General features: G+C 76.5%; 17 protein-coding genes. 9 read left to right on the top strand and 8 right to left on the bottom strand.

Features of this window, described 5'->3' with window-relative positions; genetic code table 11:
• Positions 1-5: 5 nt before the first annotated feature.
• A complete protein-coding gene (locus ACZ7LB_RS18875; RefSeq protein ID WP_265291849.1) occupies positions 6-392 on the bottom strand; it encodes a BlaI/MecI/CopY family transcriptional regulator in 387 nt (128 codons plus the stop codon).
• Positions 393-787: 395 nt separating this feature from the next.
• Positions 788-1,801, bottom strand: a complete 1,014-nt coding sequence (locus ACZ7LB_RS18870; protein WP_471469511.1) for a zinc-binding dehydrogenase — start codon at positions 1,799-1,801, stop codon at positions 788-790.
• A gap of 114 nt (positions 1,802-1,915) precedes the next feature.
• Between ACZ7LB_RS18870 and ACZ7LB_RS18865 the strand changes: the two genes are divergently transcribed.
• From ACZ7LB_RS18865 to ACZ7LB_RS18850, 4 genes are all read left to right on the top strand, one after another.
• Positions 1,916-2,512 (top strand): TetR/AcrR family transcriptional regulator, encoded by a 597-nt coding sequence (locus ACZ7LB_RS18865; protein WP_471469509.1) that lies wholly within the window; start codon positions 1,916-1,918, stop codon positions 2,510-2,512.
• Between the two features lie 255 nt (positions 2,513-2,767).
• Positions 2,768-3,220 carry a hypothetical protein gene (locus tag ACZ7LB_RS18860; protein WP_471469507.1) on the top strand — a complete coding sequence of 151 codons (453 nt, stop codon included), beginning with the start codon at positions 2,768-2,770 and terminating at the stop codon, positions 3,218-3,220.
• Positions 3,221-3,320: 100 nt separating this feature from the next.
• A complete protein-coding gene (locus ACZ7LB_RS18855; RefSeq protein ID WP_471469505.1) occupies positions 3,321-3,959 on the top strand; it encodes a class I SAM-dependent methyltransferase in 639 nt (212 codons plus the stop codon).
• Positions 3,960-4,460: 501 nt separating this feature from the next.
• Positions 4,461-6,740: a catalase gene (locus ACZ7LB_RS18850; RefSeq protein WP_471469503.1), complete on the top strand. Its 2,280-nt coding sequence runs from the start codon at positions 4,461-4,463 to the stop codon at positions 6,738-6,740.
• A 130-nt stretch (positions 6,741-6,870) separates the two neighbouring features.
• Here ACZ7LB_RS18850 and ACZ7LB_RS18845 read toward each other — a convergent pair whose 3' ends face one another.
• The 5 genes from ACZ7LB_RS18845 to ACZ7LB_RS18825 all read right to left on the bottom strand — a co-directional run bounded on the left by ACZ7LB_RS18845 (position 6,871) and on the right by ACZ7LB_RS18825 (position 11,926).
• Positions 6,871-7,752: a diacylglycerol/lipid kinase family protein gene (locus ACZ7LB_RS18845; protein ID WP_471469502.1), complete on the bottom strand. Its 882-nt coding sequence runs from the start codon at positions 7,750-7,752 to the stop codon at positions 6,871-6,873.
• 137 nt (positions 7,753-7,889) lie between these two features.
• Positions 7,890-9,488 carry an FAD-binding oxidoreductase gene (locus ACZ7LB_RS18840; RefSeq protein ID WP_471469500.1) on the bottom strand — a complete coding sequence of 533 codons (1,599 nt, stop codon included), beginning with the start codon at positions 9,486-9,488 and terminating at the stop codon, positions 7,890-7,892.
• A gap of 240 nt (positions 9,489-9,728) precedes the next feature.
• Positions 9,729-10,007 (bottom strand): hypothetical protein, encoded by a 279-nt coding sequence (locus ACZ7LB_RS18835; RefSeq protein ID WP_471469499.1) that lies wholly within the window; start codon positions 10,005-10,007, stop codon positions 9,729-9,731.
• Between the two features lie 169 nt (positions 10,008-10,176).
• On the bottom strand, positions 10,177-10,350 hold the full coding sequence (locus tag ACZ7LB_RS18830) for a CsbD family protein (RefSeq protein WP_161224270.1): 174 nt from the start codon (positions 10,348-10,350) through the stop codon (positions 10,177-10,179).
• Positions 10,351-10,525: 175 nt separating this feature from the next.
• A complete protein-coding gene (locus ACZ7LB_RS18825) occupies positions 10,526-11,926 on the bottom strand; it encodes an MFS transporter (RefSeq protein WP_471469547.1) in 1,401 nt (466 codons plus the stop codon).
• A 416-nt stretch (positions 11,927-12,342) separates the two neighbouring features.
• On the opposite strand from ACZ7LB_RS18825, the gene ACZ7LB_RS18820 reads away from it, so the two are divergent.
• The 5 genes from ACZ7LB_RS18820 to ACZ7LB_RS18800 all read left to right on the top strand — a co-directional run bounded on the left by ACZ7LB_RS18820 (position 12,343) and on the right by ACZ7LB_RS18800 (position 19,623).
• Positions 12,343-13,707: an FAD-dependent oxidoreductase gene (locus tag ACZ7LB_RS18820; RefSeq protein WP_471469498.1), complete on the top strand. Its 1,365-nt coding sequence runs from the start codon at positions 12,343-12,345 to the stop codon at positions 13,705-13,707.
• Positions 13,708-14,248: 541 nt separating this feature from the next.
• Positions 14,249-15,478, top strand: a complete 1,230-nt coding sequence (locus ACZ7LB_RS18815) for a hypothetical protein (RefSeq protein ID WP_471469496.1) — start codon at positions 14,249-14,251, stop codon at positions 15,476-15,478.
• Positions 15,479-15,887: 409 nt separating this feature from the next.
• Positions 15,888-16,460, top strand: coding sequence for a (2Fe-2S)-binding protein (locus tag ACZ7LB_RS18810; protein ID WP_471469494.1), 573 nt, complete (start codon positions 15,888-15,890; stop codon positions 16,458-16,460).
• The gene (locus tag ACZ7LB_RS18805; RefSeq protein WP_471469492.1) at positions 16,457-17,476 is read left to right on the top strand and encodes an FAD binding domain-containing protein; all 1,020 of its coding nucleotides are present in this window, start codon (positions 16,457-16,459) and stop codon (positions 17,474-17,476) included. Before ACZ7LB_RS18810 ends, ACZ7LB_RS18805 begins: the two co-directional genes overlap by 4 nt.
• Positions 17,473-19,623 (top strand): xanthine dehydrogenase family protein molybdopterin-binding subunit, encoded by a 2,151-nt coding sequence (locus ACZ7LB_RS18800; RefSeq protein ID WP_471469490.1) that lies wholly within the window; start codon positions 17,473-17,475, stop codon positions 19,621-19,623. The genes ACZ7LB_RS18805 and ACZ7LB_RS18800 overlap by 4 nt, the downstream gene beginning before the upstream one ends.
• Before the next feature lie 205 nt (positions 19,624-19,828).
• Here the strand turns inward: ACZ7LB_RS18800 and ACZ7LB_RS18795 are convergent, their stop codons facing one another.
• Positions 19,829-21,097: a hypothetical protein gene (locus tag ACZ7LB_RS18795; RefSeq protein ID WP_471469488.1), complete on the bottom strand. Its 1,269-nt coding sequence runs from the start codon at positions 21,095-21,097 to the stop codon at positions 19,829-19,831.
• Positions 21,098-21,171: the final 74 nt, after the last annotated feature.

The raw sequence follows: 21,171 nt of genomic DNA, 5'->3' as shown, positions 1-21,171 counted from the left end.
AGGCGTCAGACATCCCCCGGGCCGCGTCCGTGCTCCAGGAGTTCGCGCAGCAGGCGCTCGTCGTCCGGGTCCAGCCCGGTGACGAAGCTGGCGAGGACGGCCATGCGGTCGCTCTCCCCGTCCAGGACCTTGCGCATCTTGCGCGCGGCCAGCCCGGCCTGGTCCGCCGCCGGGGTCCAGGCGAAGGAGCGGCCCGCGCGTTCGCGGCCGACGGCGCCCTTGTCGAGCAGCCGGGTCAGGATCGTGATCACCGTGGTGTAGGCGAGGTCGCCGCCCATGTGCTCCTGCACCCAGCCCGCCGTGACGGGGCCGTCCGCCTCGCGCAGCGCCGCCAGCACCAGTGCCTCCAGCTCGCCCTGGCCCCTGCGCCTCGGGCGCCGGTGATCCGTCACCGCCCGCCTCCCTTCCGCCGCCGTCCGTTGTCCGAGGGGGACATCGTATAGACGGCCGGGGGGTGTGCCCGGGGCGGGCGGTGGGCGACGCGGCCCGGGCGGCGGGGCCCCACGCCCCGCGGACCGGGCGGCGCCCCGGCCGGGGCCGGCGGCGCCGTGGGGGAAGGGCACCCGGTCCCGGGCGCGACGCCTGCCGGACGGCGCGGACGACGTGTGCCGACCGGGCGGCCCCGTGGTGGTCACCGCGATCCCGCGGACGGAGCCGGGGCTCACCGGCCGGTGCGCCGGAGCCGTCGAGGACCTGGCTCGGACGCCACGGGGCCGGACCGGCTCGACCAGGCTCGGTGGCCGGGTGGCGGGGACGAGCCCCGCCCCGTACGGCGGCGCGGGGTGGATCAGGGGCGCAGGATCAGACGGACCGGGTTGCCCTCCTTGCTCTCCAGCCGGGCGACCGCCTCGGCGGCGTCGGCCAGCGGCAGCACCCCGCTGATGGAGCCGGAGAAGTCCAGCCGCCCGCCCTGGACGAGGCGGAGGAGCTGCGGCAGGGCCACCGGCATGTCGGAGCCGTAGTGCCCGAGGACCCGCTGCTGGAGATAGCTGAAGCGGGTGCCGTCGGTGAGGGTGAGCGGCTTGTCGGTCAGGCCCACCAGCACCAGCCGGCCCTTGGGGGCGAGGACGGAGACGGCCTGCTCGCGCACCGGCGGCACCCCCGCGAAGTCGAAGGCGACGGCGAGCCCCGCCCCACCCGTCGCCGCCGCGACGGCCTGCGGCAGCTCCGGGTCGGCGGGGTCGAGGGCGAGATCGGCACCGGCGGCCAGGGCGCGCTCGCGGGCGACCGGGTTGGGGTCGACGGCGACGACCGGGCAGGCGCCCACCGCGCGCAGCAGCTGCACGGCGTGCACGCCGAGGCCGCCGGCCCCCCAGACACCGGCCGCCTCACCGGGGCGGACGGCACCGGTGTCGGTGATGGCGCCCCAGGGCGTGGAGACGGCGTCGGGGATGATCGCGCCCTGCTCGAACGGGATGGAGTCGGGCAGCGCGGTCAGGGCGGTGGCGGAGGACAGGGCGTACTCGGCCCAGCCGCCGTCGTAGTCGACGCCCCGGGTGTGGGTGACCCCGCCGCGGACCTCTCCGGCGTGCAGCACGACCCGCTGACCGGGCGACCAGGCGGTGACGCCGGGGCCGGTCCAGGCGATGGTGCCCGCGACCTCGTGGCCGAGGGTGACGGTGTCGCCGGGCAGGAGCAGCGGGGTGAGGGTGCCGTCGATGAGGTGGACGTCGGACAGGCACACCCCGGCGGCCTCGACCTTGACCAGGACCTCCCCGGGGCCGGGCTGCGGCCGGGGCACCTCCTCCATCCGCAGGGTGCGGCTCGGGACGTGCAGGCGGGCGGCGAGCATCTGCGCCATGTCATGACCTCCTTGGTGCTGCGGCCCCCGGTGGCGGACGATCGGTCCCCATCGCAGGTCGACTTGCGTTAACCGTAGCACTCAACGCAGGTCGAGTTGCTTTAGGCTGGGCCGATGACCTCTCCGGAACCCTCCGTCCCGCCCCTGCGCCGCCGGGGGGAGCCGATGCGCCGGGCCGTGCTCGCCGCCACGGTCGAGCTGCTGTCGGCCCAGGGGCTGGCCGCGACGACCGTCGGCGCCGTCGCCCGCGCCGCCGGGGTGCACGAGACCTCCGTCTACCGGCGCTGGGGCTCCCGCGAGAACCTGGTCCTGGACGCGCTCACCACCCGGATGGACACGGCGCTGCCGGTGCCGGACACCGGGCGGGTCCGGGAGGACCTGCTGGAGTTCTTCGGCGCGCTGGCCGGGCTGCTCGGCACCGCGCAGGGGCGGGCCCTGCTGCGGCTGAGCGTCGAGGCCCAGCAGGACGCGTCCCTCGACGACCGGCGCCGTTCGTTCTGGAGCGAGCGCCTGGACCGGGCCGGGGAGATGGTCCGGCGCGGGGTGCGGCGCGGCGAGCTGGCGGCGGACGCCGACCCCGGTCTGCTGATCGAGGCCGTGAGCGGCCCGCTGTTCGTGCGCGTCCTGCTGAGCGAGGCGCCGCTGGACGGGGATCTGGTGCGGGGGCTGGTCGATCTCGCCCTGGACGGCGGTCGGCCCCGGGGCCGTTAGGAGGGGGTGCTCCCGGCTCCTGCCGCGGGGCGCGACGGCCGGCGGGCGGGCGTGGTCCGGGCGGCGTGGCGGGCCCGGGCGGCGTGGTCCGGGCGCGAGGGGGCCCATCGGTCACCCCGTGGCGCTGCGGGCGGGGCGCGGCGGTTCCGGGCGCGGGCCCCGCCGGGCACTCTTCGGACCCGTGCGGCGGGGAACCCGGACCGGGTCGTGACCGTCCGCGCGCGCCGCCGCGCCCCGTGCCGAAGGAGCCACCGGATGCGATCCTGGATCAAGGGACTGATCGCGGGCGCGGCCGGAACCGTCGCGCTCAACCTCACCTCCTACGGCGACATGCTGCTGCGCGGCCGGGGCTCCAGCGAGATGCCGGCCCAGCTCGTGGACGCGGTCGCCGACCGGGTGGGGCTGGTCCTCGGCGACGAGGAGTCCGGCCCCCACCGCGAGCAGGCCGTCGGCGCTCTCCTCGGACATGCCACGGGGCTCGGCGTGGGCGCGGCCTACGGGCTGCTGCGGGGACGGCGCGGACCGCTGCCGGACTGGGTGGCGGGGCCGCTGCTCGGCGCGGTCGCCATGGCGGGCAGCGATCTGCCGGCCACCGCGCTGGCGGTGACCGATCCCGGCCGGTGGGACCGGGTCTCGTGGCTGTCCGATCTGGTCCCGCACCTGGTGTACGGCTACACCACGGCATCGGTGTACCAGGCGCTGCGCTGAGCCGCCGGACGCCGCTTGCCGGTGGGTCGCCGACGGTGGAACGATGCCCCGGCCACCTCGGCCCGCGGTATCGTACCGCGCCGTCCACCGGAGGACCTTCGTGACCGACGACCTGCAACTCCCGCCCCCCATCACCGTGTTCGACGAGCTGGGCGCCGACTACGAGAGGGCCTTCGCGGGGGACCCCGCGCGTCGGCGTTCCCTCGAATGGCTGCTCGGACGGCTGGCGCCGGGCAGCAGGGTCCTCGACGTCGGCAGCGGTACCGGGCGGCCCACCGCCGAGACCCTCGCGGAGGCAGGTCACCGGGTGCTGGGCGTCGACGTCTCCCCGGTGATGACGGAGCTGGCGGCCCGGCAGGTGCCGGCGGCCTCCTTCCGTTGCGCCGACATCCGTGACGAACCGCTGGAGGAGGCGTCGCTCGACGCGGTCTGCGCCTACTTCTCCCTGCTCCAACTGGACCGGCGGGAGCAGGCGGAGACCCTGGGACGGCTGACGCGGGCGCTGGTGCCCGGCGGCCATCTCGCCCTGGCGACGGTGCCGTTGGACATCGAGAACGTCGACGCCCTCTTCCTGGGCCACCGGGTGCGGGTGAGCAGCTTCACCGCGCCGGGCCTGACGGCGCTGGCCGAGGAGGCGGGCCTGGAGGTCCTGGAGCGGGAGGAGAGCGAGTTCACTCCGGCGTATCCCGACGCCACCCCGGAATCGCACCTGTTCCTGCACTGCCGCCGCCGCGCGTAGAGCCGTCCGGGCCACCGGGCCGCGACGCGGCCCGGTGGGAGGCGGAGGCCACCGTGGCGGCCCGACGAGGGCGGCGCGACGCGGCCCGAGAGCGGCCCGCCCTCTCCCGCCGACGCGGTACCGGCCCCTCCCCCGGGTGCTCTCCCCCGGTGGCGTGGCGATGGTCCGGCGGTGAGGCTGGTACGGGCGCCCCGAGAGGCGCCGTCCGCAACCCGGCTCCGTTCCCGACCCCGTACCCGCGCCGCGAGGCCCCTCCGTCGCGTTCCCCGCACCACGGCGGACGCGGGCCGCCCCGGTTGCGGCCGCCCTACGGCTCGCCGACGGGTCCCGCCCGGCGCGGTCCGATTCCGGTGTCGGCCCTCCGTACCGCCCCCGGCGGGCGGCGCGAGCGGGGATGCCTCGATCGCCGGGGCCCGGGTACGCGGTCACGGCCCGTCCGCGGAACGCGGAACGCTGAACGCCCGGCCGCGCGGTGGCCGGAGCAGAACGGAGAGCAGCCCGATGAGCGAGGCCAACCCCCTCCGGCGCGCCGCCCACAAGGTCACCGACGCCCTGCGGGGCGACGACGACGGGCCGCCGGACGGGATCCCCGGCGGGCCGGCCGCCGAGTCGCCTCCCGTGGCCGAGCCCACCGAGCCCCGGGAGCCCCTGCCCCCGAAACCCGACCAGGGCGGTCCGGCCGCCGTGTCGCCGACCGGGCAGCCGACCGGCGCCGACCGGGCCCGCGTGGCGCAGTCCGGCAGCTACCTGACCAACGCGCAGGGCACCCGGCTGTACGACACCGACCACTCGCTGAAGGCGGGACCGCGCGGGCCGGTACTGCTCCAGGACCACCATCTGCGCGAGAAGGTCATGCACTTCGACCACGAGCGCATCCCCGAGCGGGTGGTGCACGCGCGGGGCGCCGGAGCCCACGGGGTCTTCCGGAGCTACGGCACGGCCGCCCGGGTGACCCGGGCGGGGTTCCTCGCCGGGGACGTGGAGACACCGGTGTTCGTGCGGTTCTCCACGGTGGTCGGCTCGCGCGGCTCGGCGGACACCGTCCGCGACACCCGGGGCTTCGCCACGAAGTTCTACACCAGCGAGGGCGTCTTCGACCTGGTCGGAAACAACATCCCGGTCTTCTTCATCCAGGACGCCATCAAGTTCCCGGACGTGGTGCACGCCGCCAAGCCGCACCCCGACCGGGAGATCCCGCAGGCGCAGAGCGCGCACGACACGTTCTGGGACTTCGTCTCCCTGCACACCGAGGCGACCCACCACACCCTGTTCTTCATGGGCGACCGGGGCATCCCCCGCTCGTACCGGATGATGGAGGGCTTCGGCGTCCACACCTTCCGGCTGGTGAACGCGGAGGGCGCCACCACCCTGGTCAAGTTCCACTGGAAGCCCCGGCTGGGTGTGCACTCCCTGGTGTGGGACGAGGCGCAGCTCATCAACGGCGTGGACCCGGACTTCCACCGCCGGGACCTGGCGGACGCCATCGAGGCGGGTGCCCACCCCCAGTGGGAGCTGGGCATCCAGACCTTCCCGGACACCCCGGACCAGACATTCGAGGGCATCGACCTGCTCGACCCGACGAACCTCGTGCCGGAGGAACTGGCGCCGGTCCAGCCGGTCGGGGTGATGACCCTGGACCGCAATCCGTCCGACTTCTTCGCGGAGACCGAGCAGGTGGCGTTCCACGTCGGCCATCTGGTACCGGGCATCGACGTCACCGACGACCCGCTGCTGGCGGGGCGGCTGTTCTCGTACCTGGACACGCAGATCTCCCGGCTGGGCGGGCCCAACTTCCCCCAGCTCCCGGTCAACCGGCCGCACGCGCCGGTCAACGACATGCTGCGGGACGGGATGCACCAGACCGCCGTCCACCGGGGGGTGGCGCCGTACCGGCCCAACTCCCTGGACGGCGGCTGCCCGTTCACGGCGGGGGTGGACACCGGGGCGTTCGTGGAGGCGCCGGTGCGGGTGCCGGAGGCGACGAAGGTCCGCGAGGCCCCGGAGTCGTTCGCCGACCACTTCAGCCAGCCCCGGCGGTTCTGGCTGAGCATGAGCCCGGTGGAGCGCGAGCACATCATCGGCGCCTACACGTTCGAGCTGGGCAAGTGCTACGAGCGGGCCATCCGGGAGCGGACGCTCCAGGTTCTGGCCAACATCGACCCGGAGCTGTGCGCGGGGGTCGCGGAGGGGCTCGGGCTGCCCGCGCCGGGGCCGACGGTGCCCCTGGCCGACGTGGCGCCGAGTCCCGCCCTGTCCCAGATCGGCGGTGCGTGGCCGACCGACGGGCGGGTCATCGGGATCGTCACCGGCGGGGCCGATCTGGAGGGGGTGGCGGCGGTGCGGGAGGCCGTGCTGGACGCGGGCATGGTCCCGCTGGTGGTCGCGCCGACCGGCGGCGTCCTCGGCTCCGGCGGCACGGAGCTGACGGTGCAGCGCAGCTACCTCACCGCACGGTCCGTCGAGTTCGACGCCGTCCTGCTGGCCGGGGTGCCCGCGCTGGGCGGGGACGCCTACACCGCCCGGGACTACAAGTCACCGCCGTCCCCCGCCACGCCCGCCACCACGGATCCCCGGGTGAGCCTGCTGCTGGCGGAGGCCTTCCGGCACGGCAAGGCCATCGGGGTCTGGGCGGGCGGCGAGGCGGCCCTGGCCTCGGCGGCCGTTCCCGCCGACGCGCCGGGGGTGGTCGTCGCCGACTCGGGCACGGCGGCCCTGGCGCGGATCACGGAGCTGCTGGGCTCCCACCGGGTGTGGGAACGCTTCACCACACCGACGGGCTGACGGGGGGGAACGGGCGGGACGGGCGGCGGACGGGCCGCCGCTCCCGCCCCCGTCGCCGCTGTCGCCCCGGCCGCTCCGCCGATCAGACCACCGGAAGAACAGCCGCGCTCCGCACGGGGCTTCGTGCGCCTCAGCAGAGCACACGCAGCGCGCCGGGCAGGACCCGGGCGGTCACCGGGAGGACGGCGTCCACCTCGCCGTCCGCGCCGTACGGCAGGGGCCGGTCGGCCTCGACGCGTATCTCCCGGCCGCGCACCACCCGCACCTGGGGACGGCGCACATGCGCGCCCGAGGCCAGTTCGTTCATCAGGGCGAAGAACAGCCGTCGCGGGGCGTGGTGGATCATCACCACGTCCAGCAGTCCGTCGTCGATCCGGGCACCGGGGGCGACGAGCCGGTCGAAGCCGTAGTAGCCGGAGTTGGCGGCCACGACGGTGTAGCCGGTGAAGGAGTGCTCCGCGCCGTCGACGGTGACCCGGTAGCGGGCGGGGCGCCAGCCGGCGACGGCGCGGAGGGCGCCCCCGTAGTAGGCGGCGGTGCCGCGCAGCAGCCGGGAGCGGTTGGCGTGGCGGTTGGCGAGCGCGTCGACCCCGGCGTAGACGCTGCCGAGGACGGCGGTGCGGTCGTGGACGGCCGAGGTGACCTCGATGGTGTCGACGGCACGCGGTTCCCCGTGCAGCAGGACGGCGGCGAGCCGGGCCGGGTCGTCGGGCAGGCCGAGGGCCCGGGCGAAGTCGTTGCCCCGGCCCGCGGGGACGAGGCCGAGCGGCATCCCGGTGCCGCTGAGGGCGCCGCCGACGCAGCCCGCCATGCCGTCGCCGCCGACGGCCAGCACCACCCGGCCCCGCTCCCCGGCCCGCAGGGCGAGTTCACGGGCATGCGCGAGGCTGCCGCTGTGCTCCGTCTCCAGCCCGGCCCCGGCCTCCCGCAGCAGCCGGGCCACCCCGAGCAGGGCGGCGGCCGCGGTGGCGCCGCCCGCGGAGGGGTTGACGACGGCGGTGAACTGTCGCATCGCTGTGCCTTTCGGGACCGGCGGACGGCACCGGGCCGGCCCTCCGCCGGGGAACGGACGGGTGGCGGACCCGCGCCGTGCGGGACGGGGAGGGGAGGAAGACGGGGCCGGCGTGGGGCGGGGGCGGGACGGCAGGGTCAGTCGGCGGGCAGGAGCACGCCCGGGTTGAGCACGCCGGAGGGGTCCAGCCGCCGCTTGACGGCGCGCAGCGCGTCGATGCCGAGGGTCCCGGCCTCGCGCACGTACCAGTCGCGGTGGTCGGTGCCGACGGCGTGGTGGTGGGTGATGGTGCCGCCCGCGGCGAGGATCGCGTCGTTGGCCGCGTGCTTGGCGCGGGTCCAGTGGGCCACCGGGTCCTCGCCCTGGGCGCAGACGACGGTGAAGTACAGGGAGGCCCCGTTCTCGTAGACGTGCGAGATGTGGCACATGACCAGCGGCGGGGTGCCCGCGGCGGTGAGCGTGGCGGTCAGCGCGTCGCGCACGGCGGTGTACAGCGCCGGGATCCGGGACCAGTAGGCGGCGGTCTCCAGGGTCTCGGCGAGCGCCCCGGCGTCGAGCAGGGAGTCGCGCAGGTACGGCGCCGCGTAGCGCCCCTCGGCCCACCGCTCCCCGGGTTCACCACCCGCGAAGGTGCCCCCGGCCGCGGCGAGCACGGCCTCGGCGCCTTCACGGCGGTGGGCGGTGTCCGCCGCGGTGCCCTCGAAGCCGACGACGGCGAGGCAGCCGCCGAGAGGCTGGTCCGGGGCGGTGCCGATGGTGTCGGGCCGGGCGAGGCCGATCAGCGTCTCGGTCTCGTCGGACAGCCGCAGCACCGTGGGGCGGGGTCCGTCCTGGGCGAGCCGGCGCAGCGCGTCGGCGCCCGCGTCGAAGGAGGGGAAGCGCCAGCCCTCGTAGGACCGGGTCTCGGGCACGGGGCGGACGCGCACGGTCACGGAGGTGATGACGCCGAAGGCGCCCTCCGAGCCCAGCACGAGCTGGCGCAGGTCGGGCCCGGCGGCCGAGCGGGGGGCGCGGCCGGTGTCGAGGGTGCCCTCGGGGGTGGCGAGGGTGAGGGCGAGCACCGTCTCGTCGAAGCGGCCGTATCCGGCGGAGGCCTGGCCGCTGGAGCGGGTCGCGGCGAAGCCGCCGATGGTGGCCCATTCGTAGGACTGGGGGAAGTGGCCGAGGGTGAAGCCGTGCCGGGCGAGCAGGGCCTCGGCCTCGGGGGCGCGCAGTCCGGGCTGGAGGGTGGCGGTGCGGGAGACCGGGTCGAGGCCGAGCAGGCGGTTCATGCGGGCGAGGTCCAGCGCGACGGAGGCGGTGGCGCGCTCGGGGGCGAGGCCGCCGACGACGGAGGTGCCCCCGCCGAACGGGACGACCGGCAGCCCGTGCGCGGCGCAGGCCCGCAGGACGGCGAGGACCTCGTCGTGGCTCTCGGGCAGGACGACGGCGGCGGGGGTGTCGGCGGTGTCCCCGGCCCGCATCCGCAGCAGGTCGGGGGTGGACTTGCCGCGGGTGTGGCGGACGCGGGAGACCGGGTCGGTGCGCACCGCGTCGGCCCGGCCGCCGACGGCGGCGAGCAGCGCGCCGCGGGCGTCCGGGGCGATCGGCGAGTCCGGGGGCCGGACGTCGGCGAGGGCGACGGAGGCGGTGTCGCGGGGGGTGACGCCGAGCATGTCGCGCAGCAGTCCGGTCACCGTGGCGGGCAGCGGCGCCGCCCGGTCCGGATCGCCCCAGCCGTTCCACAGCATGTCCATGGCCTGTCGTCCTCACCGGTCGTCTGGTCGCGATGCCGTGTGCACGGCCTCACAGGGCGCTACACCGTGACACATGACACGCAGCCGTCACAACCATGGGGAACGGGCGGTGAGGGGCCCGGGAGCGGCCGGCGAGGCCGACGGGGTGTGGGGGCCGGATCGGAACGAGGAACGAAGGGGCCGGCGGCCGGGGCTCGTGCCCGGCCGCCGGCCCGCCGTACGGGGGTCACCTGCCGCTGCTCAGGCGCCGGGATCGGGTTCCTGGAGGGCCTCGCGGATGCCGGTCTCGACCCGGTCCCGCGATTCGTCCCCCGCCCTGACGTACTCGGCCATCGCGGTGCGTGCGTCCCGGTCCAGGTCGCGCCAGGCCCTCAGCGCGGTCTCATAGGTATGGGACTGCCGGGGAGTCCATCGATGCTGGGTCGGGGGTCCGTAGGAGTCGCGCAGCACCTCGACCCGGCGCTGTGCTTGGTCGGCGGCGCGACGCTTGTGCACGAGTTCGTCGAATGTGTGAGCCACACTCGAAAAGCCTAGTGAGCCGGGCGCGGTTCCGCGCGTCGAGCCGGGGGCGTCGGGCCGGGGCGTCGCCGGTGCGGGCGGGCGGCGCCGGGCGCGCGCGAGGGCCGGGCGGCCGACTCGCTGTCGGCCGCCCGGCCCTCGACACCGCGCCTGGCGGTCGGGCCCCGGCTCAGTGCCGGAACGCGTCCTTGCCCTTCTCCTTGGCCTGGCGGACGTCGCCCTTGGCCTGGTCGGCCCGGCCCTCGGCCGTCATCCGCTCGTTGCCGACGGCCCGTCCGACCGCCTCCTTGGCCTTCCCCTTGGCCTGTTCCATCCGGCTCTTGGACTTCTCGCTGCCGGCCACTGGTGCTCACCTCTCCTGGCGTTCGGATGCTGTTCCCCCTGCGGGTCGCCCGTGTCGCCGGAATCAAACCCGGCGGCCGGGCGAGGGAGGGTCCGGTCTCCGGTGGGTATCCGAAATCGGTGAACACTTCGAAGCGAAGTGTTCACCGATTTCCACCCCTCCCCGCGACTCCCGGTCAGCCCTGGCCCGCGTGGGTGGTGCTGTGGGCCGTCTCGGGCGGACAGGTGCGGTGGCCGTCCTCCACCCGGTCCCGCCGCCAGTCGACGACGGCCACGGCCAGTGCGCCGAGCATGGCCGCGATCCCGGAGCCCACGGCCAGGGCCACGGCCGCGTGGTAGTCGTGGCCGGTGGCGTTCAGCGTGAGGTAGAACAGCCCCGGCAGGGCGGCGGTGCCGACCGCGCCGCCCAGCCGCTGCCCGGTCTGGAGGGCTCCCCCGGCGGCGCCCGCCATCCGCACCGGGACGTCGTGCAGGGTCATGGTGACGTTCGGGGAGATCACACAGCCGCTGCCGAGCCCCCCGATCAGCAGGGCGGGCGCGGCGACCCAGGCGGCCCGGTCGGCGGGGACCTGCCAGAGCACCAGGGCCGTGACCCCGAGGCCCGCCATGACCGCGATCAGCCCCCACACGGTGAGCGTCCGGCCCAGCCGGTCCACCAGCCGCCCGGCCACGGCCGCCGCTACGGCGGAGCCGACGGCGAAGGGGGTCACCGCCAGCCCCGACCGCAGCGGCGAGAAGCCCAGCCCGTCCTGGAAGAACAGCGCGAACACCAGCCACACCCCGCTGAAGCCGATGAAGTACAAGGTGCCCACGACGGCACCGGTGGCATAGCCGCGGGTCTCGGTGAGGAGGCCGGGGTGGAGCAGGGGCTCCCTGCCCCGCCGGGCGGTCAGGCGCTCCCAGCGGGTGAAGCCGGCGAGGATCAGCAGGCCCACCGGGAACAGCCACCACATGCGGCGCAGTCCTCCGGCGTCCGCGACCACCAGCGGCAGCATCAGCGCCAGGATCCCCGCGCCCAGCAGCGCCACGCCGACGGGGTCGAGCCTGCCCCGGCCGCCGCGCTCGACACGGGGCAGCAGCCGGGCGCCGAGCACGAGGGCGACGATGCCGACGGGCACGTTGACGTAGAAGATCCACCGCCAGCCGTGCGGTCCGGCCAGGGAGAGGATCAGGCCGCCGACGACGGGGCCGACGGCGCTGGAGATCCCGACGGTCGCGCCGAAGAGGCCGAAGGCGCGCCCGCGCTCCGCGCCCCGGAAGAGCTGCTGGATCAGCGCGGAGTTCTGCGGGGCCAGACAGCCCGCGGCCACCCCCTGGGCGAGCCGCGCGACCACCAGCAGGGTGATCCCGGGCGCGGCCCCGGCGGCGGCGCTGCACAGCACGAAGCCGGCCAGCGAGAGGAGGAAGACCCGGCGTCTGCCGTAGGCGTCGCCGACGCGTCCGGCGGTCACCAGGCTGAGGGCGAAGGCCAGCGCGTAGCCGGAGACGATCCACTGCACCGAGGCCGCCGAGGCGCCCAGCTCCCGCTGGATGGAGGGCAGGGCGACGGCGACGATGGTCACGTCGAGGAGCGTCATGAACCCGGCGACCAGGGTCACCCAGAGAGCCCGCCACCGGTTGGGGTCCACACGGGCTCCCTTCGCGAGACCGCCGCTCCGGCACGGACGCCGGGGCGGTGCGCGGTTCCCCCGCCGCGTCACCCGTGACAACCGTTCCAAACCCGTGGCCTGCGAGAAGGCCGGTCCGGCACGCCCCCGGCCGGGCCCCGGCGGGGCCTCGCCGGGATCGTGCCGCGCCGGTCGCCGGGTCCGTCGCACGAGCCGCCACCGTTCCGCGGGGCGGACGGCCCGGGCGGCGGAATCAAAACCCCCTGTGTGACATCCCATAAGCGGGCCTTATGGGGCCATAGACCGGACCCCGGTACCGACTTAGGGTTGCCTTAGTTTAGGCTTCACTCCGAGTCGATACGTCGCCGCTCGAAGGGAACCTGAACATGCCCCGCCCTCTGCGGGTAGCCATCGTCGGATCCGGCCCCGCCGGGATCTACGCCGCCGACGCCCTGCTCAAGTCCGAGGTGGCCGCCGACCCCGGCGTCTCCATCGACATCTTCGAGCGCATGCCCGCGCCGTTCGGTCTGATCCGTTACGGCGTGGCGCCCGACCACCCGCGGATCAAGGGCATCATCACCGCCCTCCACCAGGTGATGGACAAGCCGCAGATCCGCCTCTTCGGCAATGTGGACTACCCCACCGACATCAGCCTGGACGACCTGCGCGCCTTCTACGACGGCGTGATCTTCGCCACCGGCGCCACCGCCGACCGCGCGCTGGACGTCCCCGGCATCGGTCTCGACGGCTCCTACGGGGCCGCCGACTTCGTCTCCTGGTACGACGGGCACCCCGACGTGCCGCGCACCTGGCCGCTGGAGGCCGAGAAGGTCGCCGTGCTCGGGGTCGGCAACGTCGCCCTGGACGTGGCCCGCGTGCTGGCGAAGACCGCCGACGAACTGCTGCCGACCGAGATCCCGCCGAACGTCTACGACGGGCTCAGGGCGAACAAGGCCGTCGAGATCCACGTCTTCGGCCGCCGCGGACCCGCCCAGGCGAAGTTCAGCCCGATGGAACTGCGCGAACTGGACCACTCGCCCAGCATCGAGGTGATCGTCGACCCCGAGGACATCGACTACGACGACGGCTCGATCGCCACCCGACGCGGCAACAAGCAGGCCGACATGGTCGCGAAGACGCTGGAGAACTGGGCGATCAGGGACGCCGGCGACCGTCCGCACAAGCTGTTCCTGCACTTCTTCGAGTCCCCCACCGAGATCCTCGGCGAGGACGGCCGGGTCGTGGGCCTGCGCACCGAGCGCACCGCCCTGGACGGCACGGGCAACGTCAAGGGCACCGGCCGGTTCAGGGACTGGGACGTCAGCGCGGTCTACCGCGCCGTCGGCTACCTCTCCGACCAGCTCCCGAAGCTGCCCTGGGACCTCGGGTCCGGCACCGTCCCGGACAGGGGCGGCCGGGTGATCGAGGACTCCGGGGAGCACCTCACCTCCACGTACGTCACCGGCTGGATCCGGCGCGGCCCGATCGGCCTGATCGGCCACACCAAGGGCGACGCCAACGAGACCGTCGCCAGCCTGCTGGACGACCACGCCAACGGCAGGCTGCACACCCCCACCGCGCCCGCCCCGGAGGCGGTGGACGCCTTCCTCGCCGAGCACGGCGTCCGCTGCACGACCTGGGACGGCTGGCACAGCCTCGACGCCGCCGAGCGCGCCCTGGGCGAGCCGCAGGGCCGCGACCGCGTGAAGCTCGTCGAGCGGGAGGACATGCTCCGCGAGAGCGGCGCCTGACCGGCACACCGACCGACCGGCGCCGGGGACCGTACGCGGACCCCGGCGCCGTCGGCCTGTCCGGGACGGGCGCGCGGTCGCGGCGACCACGGCCCGGGCGCGCGCCGACGGACGGGTGGGCCCGGCGGGCGCGCGAAGGAGACGGGGTGTGCGCCCCGGGCGCGCGGAGGCACGGACAGGCGGGGCACGGACAGGCCCGCCCCTTCGCGGATGGTGGGCGGACCTGCCCGCGCCGCTCATTGTGCGGGGGCGCGGGGCCCGTAGGCCAGAGGCGGACCCGGATCGGCCGGACCCGGGCCCGCGCGCACCGCGACGGGCCGGTGGCGGGTGGGCCGCGCCTCCGGGCACCCGGCGACGGAGGGAGGGCGCCCCCCGTTCCGCGCCCATGCCGGGCCGGGCCGTACCGGCCGGGGGCGTTCCGGTCGGCGGCCGTCCGTCAACGCGCCGTCGGCGGGCCGGACCGCCGGACCCCGGATTCCCGGAAACGGCCCGGAACGGCGATACTGGGGGTCCGCCCGTACCCCGCCACCCCCATGGACCGATGCCGAGCCATTCCACCGCCCGTCCCACGACCCCGCCCACGCTGTGGCCGGCGCGTGGCCGCCATGTCGGTTCCGCCGCGGAGGACACCGTGCGGCACACCCTGCGTCGGCACAAGGACGCCCAAGTCCTCGACGACTTCCAGGAGTTCACTCCGGAGGAGACCGGCGACCGGCTCCCCGGGCCGCACGTCTTCGAAGCCCGCTGGAGGGCGGCCGGCGCCGTCACCGTACGGGCCCGGCTCACCCTGGCGCCGCCCGGCGGAGGCGGGCAGGTGTGGACGCTCCTCGCCGAGGCGGAGGACGCCTGGGACCCCGCGGGGCCGTCCCCGGCCACCATGTTCTGGCCCGACGATCCCGACGTCACCTGGGACCGCGACATCGCCACGGGCCTGCGGATGCGCGGCGTCAACAACCTGCCGGACGACGACAGGGCCGCACGGCGGCTGCTGAAGGAGGCGCGGCGCAGCCCCTGGAACATCCATGTCGTCGTCCATGAGGCGATGACCCCCGACCACCGGGGCCGGGTGCCGCTGGCCGACCGCCTGCCGCCGGGGCTGCGGCACCGCGTGGTGGAGCACCGGGCGGCCCCGCAGCAGTTGCGGGCCGTGAACTGGGCGCTGGCCGACCTCGGGGCCGAGGTGCCGCGCGGCGGCGCGGTCGTCCTGCCGGGCAGCCCGGCACCGGACGGCTACTCGGCCGCGGAGTACACGGTGCGCACCGTGTACCTGGACGGCTCGGAGCCCACGGAGCTGATGGACGCCGTGGCGGCCTTCGCCGGGCTGCCCCGGCCGCTCACGGACGGCGCCGAGGAGGAGCTGGCCGCGCTGCGGGAGGACTGGCGGCTGCTGACGACGGAGGAGGAGCTGGTCCGGCAGCGCAAGCTGGTGGCCATGTACGCCGAGGCGCTGGCGGCGATGACGGAGTCCCGTGACCTGTACCGGGAGGCGGCCGAACGCGCGAACGAGGCCCTGGCCGCCTACCAGCAGTCCGACGGCGCCTTCGCCGGGCGCCGGGCGGGCGGCTCCGCCACGTCCCCGCTGCGGCAGTTCACCCGCACCCTGGAGCGGTTCCGCGGCGGGCGGCGGACCTCCCGGCCCGCTCCGGACGGCGCCCCGGGCCCGGACCCGAGCGCGGACGGGCGGCGATCCGACGACCCGGCACCGGGTTCCGGCTCCGGCTCCGGCTCCGGCTCCGACGGGACCTCGGCGCGGGACGGCGCGGAGGACTGACACCCGCCGGTCCGAGCCTCCGGGCCGTCCACGGGGAGGGGCACACGGGTCACAAGCGTCCTCCGGGGAACCGGCGGCCCGGCACCGGAACGGGGCACGACCGTCCCGGGACCCGAGGCGGGCCCCGGCCCCGGCGTGACCGGCGCCATCCCCGCGGGCGCGGCCTCCCACCCCGTAGGGGCGGACGGCGTCTCCGCCCCGGTGCGCGCCGCCCGACCGGCCCTGGTCCCTCGACGCCCGGGAGCCCGCGACGCCCTGAAGGGGCACGGGGGAACGCCCGACGACCAGGGGCGGGGCCGGGGGCGCCGGGAAGGGCGGGGAGCGCGGGACGGCGTCCCCACGTGTCAGCCCGCGCTGCGTGGATACGCGGACCGCACAGCACGGCCCGTCCCGGAAGGTCACCGACGCCATGGACAGCCAGCACCACGACGGCCCCGCCGCCCCCGCACCGGACCCCGCGCCCGCCCACAGCTCACCGGTCGCCCTCACGGTCAACGGCGTCCCGCACACCCTGACCGTCGACCACCGCCGCGTCCTGCTGGACCTGCTGCGGGAGGACCTCGGGCTGACCGGGGCCAAGAAGGGCTGCGACCACGGCCAGTGCGGCGCCTGCACCGTCCTGGTGGACGGGCGGCGCGTCAACGGCTGCCTGCTCCCGGCCGTCGCCCTGGACGGCGCCTCGGTCACCACCGTGGAGGGCCTCGCCGGGCGGGACGGGGAGCCGCACCCCCTGCAACGGGCGTTCCTGGAGCGCGACGCGTTCCAGTGCGGGTACTGCACCCCCGGCCAGCTCTGCTCCGCCGTCGGAGCGCTCGCGGAGGCCGCCGCCGGACACCCCTCGCGCGTCACGGACCCGGCGGTGCCGTCCGGCGGGCCGGTGCCGCTGGACCGGGACGAGATCCGCGAGCGCCTGAGCGGCAACCTGTGCCGGTGCGGGGCGTATCCGCGCATCGCCGACGCGGTCGAGGACGTGATCCCGTGAAGCCCTTCGCCTATGTGCGGGCGACCGGTGTCGAGGAGGCCACCGCCGCCTTCGCGGCCCACCCCGGGGCCCGCTACCTCGGCGGCGGCACCAACCTCGTCGACCTGATGAAGCTCGGCGTCGAGGCGCCCGGCGCGCTGGTCGACATCACCCGGCTGCCGCTGGACGCGGTGGAGGAGCTGCCGGACGGTTCGCTGCGCGTCGGGGCCACCGTCCGCAACAGCGACCTCGCGGCGCACCCCGCGGTCCGGGACCGCTATCCGGCGCTGTCCCAGGCAGTGCTGGCGGGCGCCTCCGGGCAGTTGCGCAACGCCGCGACCACCGGCGGCAACCTGCTGCAGCGCACCCGCTGCCCGTACTTCCAGGACGTCACCAAGCCCTGCAACAAACGGGAGCCCGGCACCGGCTGCGGCGCGCTGGAGGGCCTGCACCGTGATCACGCCGTGCTCGGGTACTCCGACAGGTGCGTCGCCACCCACCCCTCCGACATGGCGGTGGCGCTGGCCGCGCTGGACGCCCGGGTGGAGCTGCACGGCCCGGAGGGATCGCGCCGGATACCCGCCGCCGACTTCCACCGGCTGCCCGGGGAGCATCCGGAGCGGGACACCGAGATCCATCCCGGCGAGCTGATCACCGGTGTGGTCCTGCCCGCCGCCACGGCCGGGCTTCCCTCCGCCTACCGCAAGGCCCGCGACCGGGCGTCGTACGCCTTCGCGCTCGCCTCCTTCGCCGCCGTGCTGCACGTGGCGGACGGGGTCGTGGAGCGGGCCGGGCTCGCCTTCGGCGCTCTGGCGCACAAGCCGTGGCGGGCGCACCGGGCCGAGGACGCCCTGCGGGGGGCGGCGCCGACCCTCGCGGCGTTCGAGCACGCCGTGGAGCTGGAGCTGGCCGCCGCCGAGCCACTGCGCGACAACGCCTACAAGGTGCCGCTGGCCCGGCGGCTGGCCCTGGACGTACTGGCCCGGCTGGCACCGCCCGCCGCGGACCGACCCCGCGCCCCCGAGGAGGACCCATGACCGGCACCGAGACCGCGCTGGGCGCGCCCGTCGAGCGCCGGGAGGGACCGGAGAAGGTCACCGGCACGGCGCGGTACGCGGCCGAGCACCACCTCCCCGGCCGTGCCCACGCCCGGCCCGTCCCGGCGGCGATCGCGCGCGGCCGGGTGACCGGCGTCGACACGGCGGCGGCGCTGGCCCTGCCCGGGGTGCTGGCGGTGCTGACCCACGAGAACGCCCCCCGGCTGGCGGAACCCGACGATCCCGTGCTGGCCGTCCTGCGCGGGCCCCGCGTCCCGCACCGGGGCTGGCCGGTGGCCCTGGTGGTGGGCGAGACGCCGGAGGCCGCGCGGGAGGGCGCCGCCGCGGTCCGCGTCGCGTACGAGGCGGACGGCTTCGACGCGACCCTCACCGAGGGGCACCGCGACGCCGTGGTCCCCGAGACGGCCAACGGCGGCTACCCGGCCGTCACCGCGCACGGCAACACCGAGGCGGGGCTCGCCGCGGCGGCGGCCCGGATCGACGTCGCGTACCGGGTGCCGCCGCTGCACAACCACCCCATGGAGCCGCACGCCACCACCGCCCGGTGGGACGGCGACGCGCTGACGGTGCACACCTCCAGCCAGGGGACCACCGCCGTGCGCCGGGAGCTGGCCCGGATGTTCGCGCTGCCGCCGGACCGGGTCCGGGTCCTCGCGGAGCACGTGGGCGGCGGTTTCGGTTCCAAGGGCACGCCCCGGCCGGACGCGGTGCTGGCCGCGATGGCGGCCCGGCACACCGGCCGCCCCGTCACCGTGGCCCTGTCGCGCCGGTATCTGCCGTCCGTCGTCGGCCACCGGGCGCCGACCCTGCACCGGCTGCGGCTGGGCGCGGACGCGGAGGGCCGGATCACCGCCCTGGTGCACGAGGTGACGACGCACACCTCCCGGATCAAGGAGTTCGTGGAGCAGGCGGCGGTCCCGGCGCGGGTGATGTACCGGGCCCCGGCCCTGCGCACCGTGCACCGCGTGGTCCCCCTGGACGTGCCGACGCCGTCCTGGATGCGGGCCCCCGGCGAGTGCCCCGGCATGTACGCGCTGGAGTCCGCGATGGACGAGCTGGCCGTCCGGCTCGGCGTCGACCCGGTGGAGCTGCGGATACGCAACGAGCCGGACACCGAGCCCGACAGCGGCCGGCCGTTCAGCAGCCGGCATCTGGTGGAGTGCCTGCGCGAGGGCGCGCGCCGGTTCGGCTGGACCGGCCGCGATCCGCGTCCGGGGACCCGCGCCGCCGGGTCCCTGCTCACCGGCACCGGGGTGGCGGCGGCCACCTATCCGGTCCTGGTGGCTCCGTGCGCCGCGACGGCGCGGGCCCTGCCGGGCGGGGACTTCCTGGTCCGGGTCAACGCCACCGACATCGGCACGGGCGCCCGGACGGTCTGCGCGCAGATCGCCGCCGAGGCGCTCGGGGCCGCGCCGGACCGGGTGGCCGTCGAGATCGCGGACAGCGGCATCGGGTCCGCCCCGGTGGCGGGCGGCTCCGCGGGGACCGCCTCCTGGGGATGGGCCGTCCACGAGGCGTGCGCGCGGCTCACCGAGCGGCTGGCCGGGACGGCGGGCCCGCTGCCCGAGGAGGGCGTCGCCGCCACCGCCGACACCACGGGGACGGCCGACGCCGAGAGCCCCTTCGCCCGGCACGCCTTCGGCGCGCACTTCGTGGAGACCTCGGTGGACACGGTGACCGGGGAGGTGCGGGTGACCCGGATGCTGGGTGTGTTCGCCGCCGGGCGGATCCTCAACCCCCGCACGGCGCGCTCGCAGTTCATCGGCGGGATGACGATGGGCCTGGGCATGGCGCTGACCGAGGACGGTCCGGTGGACCCGGCGTTCGGCGACTTCGCCCGGCCCGACCTGGCGTCGTACCACGTGCCGGTCCACGCCGACGTGGGGTGCGTGGAGGCGTACTGGGTCGACGAGCGGGACGGCCGGCTCAACCCCATGGGCAGCAAGGGCATCGGGGAGATCGGCATCGTGGGCGCGGCGGCCGCCGTGGGCAACGCCGTGCACCACGCGACCGGTGTCCGCTTCCGTGAGCTCCCGCTCACCCCCGACCGGGTGCTGACCGGGCTGCTGGATCACGGGCATCCGCCGGGCACGCTGGGCGTCCGGTCCCCGCGGCGGAACGGGTGACCGACCGGGTGGCGCGGGCCGCCCCCGTACGGGGCGCGGCGGCGGACGCGGGCGACGGGCGCGCGGCCTCCGCGGCCCCGGCCGCCGCTACGAGGGGCGCGGGCCTCCCGGCGGCGGGCGCGGTGGTGGCCGAACCCGGGCGCCGGCGGTGAGCGGAGGCCGGAGGGCCGGCGCCGGGCGGTGGGGCGCGGCGGAGGCGGTGAGGTCAGTGGGTGACGCGGCGGACCCGGGCCATCGTCGCCGGTGGCCGGGCCCGCCCGCCGGAGGGCCGGCCGTCGACCCGGGCGCAGAGGGCGGCGAGCGCGCTGAGCGAGGCCAGGACGGCGAGGCCGACGGCGGCCCAGGTGGGGGCCAGTGCCAGCTCCGTGGCGCGGGCCAGGCGCGGCGAGGGCCCGGTGGCGGCGTGCAGCGCGGCGACGGCGGATGCCGCCGGGGCGACGACCGCCAGGGCGAGCGCCACGGGGGCGGGGCGCACGGTCAGGAGCAGGGCCACGGCCAGGCAGAAGGCCGACAGGCCGAGCGCGAGGGCGTAGGCGCGGACGGTGGTGCCGTCGTGGTCCGGCGGGAAGTGTGCCACTCCGCAGCAGGCGAGCAGGGCGACGGTGAGCCAGGTCGGCCAGGCCGCCGTGCGCGCGGTGGCCGGGGGCACCTCGGCGGGCTCCGGCGCCGAGGCGGGCCGCCGTACCGGGAGGGCGTGGCGCCGCCCCGGAAGGGGGTCCCGTGCCGGGGCGGCCGGTTCGCGGTCCCGGGTGCGGTGCGGGGCCCGGCGGCGTCCGGCGCGCAGGACGCGGCGCAGGACACGGGCGCAGAGGACGCCGGTCGAGCCGCCGCGCGGGGAGGGGCGGGGCCGGTCGCCCGCGGGGGTGCCGTCCGGGCCCTCCCCGGCGGGCGGGCGGCGGTCCGGGCCGGGGGTCCCCTGCCGTTCGTCGGTCAGGCGGCCGATCAGTTCGACCAGTTCGGTGACGGGTCTGCCGAGGGCTGCGGTGCGCACGGCCTCCTGGCCGCAGCGGGGTTCCAGGGGGGCGCGGTGCAGCAGGTCGACGAGGCGGGTGACGTCCTCCACCGAGCGGCTGCGGACCGCGGCGCGGACCGCCTCGTCGGCGCCGTCGGGGCGGCGCGGGGGCCGGGTCAGGAGGACGGCCAGCCGGGCCACGTCCTCCACGGAGCGGTGGACGCCGACCGCGCGGAGCGCGTCCGCGGTGGCACTCTGGTACCGGGGCGACAGCTCCAGTGCGGTGATCAGGTCCACGACCTCCTCCAGCGGCCGGTCGGCCACCGCGGCGCGCACCAGGTCGCCGACGGGGTCGCCGTGGGCCGCGGGGCCGGGTTCGCCCGGTCCGGGTTCCGGGGGCCGTTCCCCGGCGGCGGGGCAGGTCCGGAGGGTTCCGGTGCCGCGGGTGGTGGGCGCGGCGGGCGGGTCGAGGAGGGCTATGGCGTCTGCGGACGAGCGAGGTGAGGAAGAGCCGGTGGTCATCATCTCTCCGTGTGAGGGGGTGCCGCCCTGCTCCCCGATGTGCGACACGCGTGGTGTGGTGACCATTACTAGGC

This window comes from Streptomyces sp. NPDC107521, assembly GCF_055598485.1.
The sequence above is the reverse complement of the archived record's forward strand: the minus strand, read 5'-3'. Positions and strand labels throughout refer to the sequence as shown.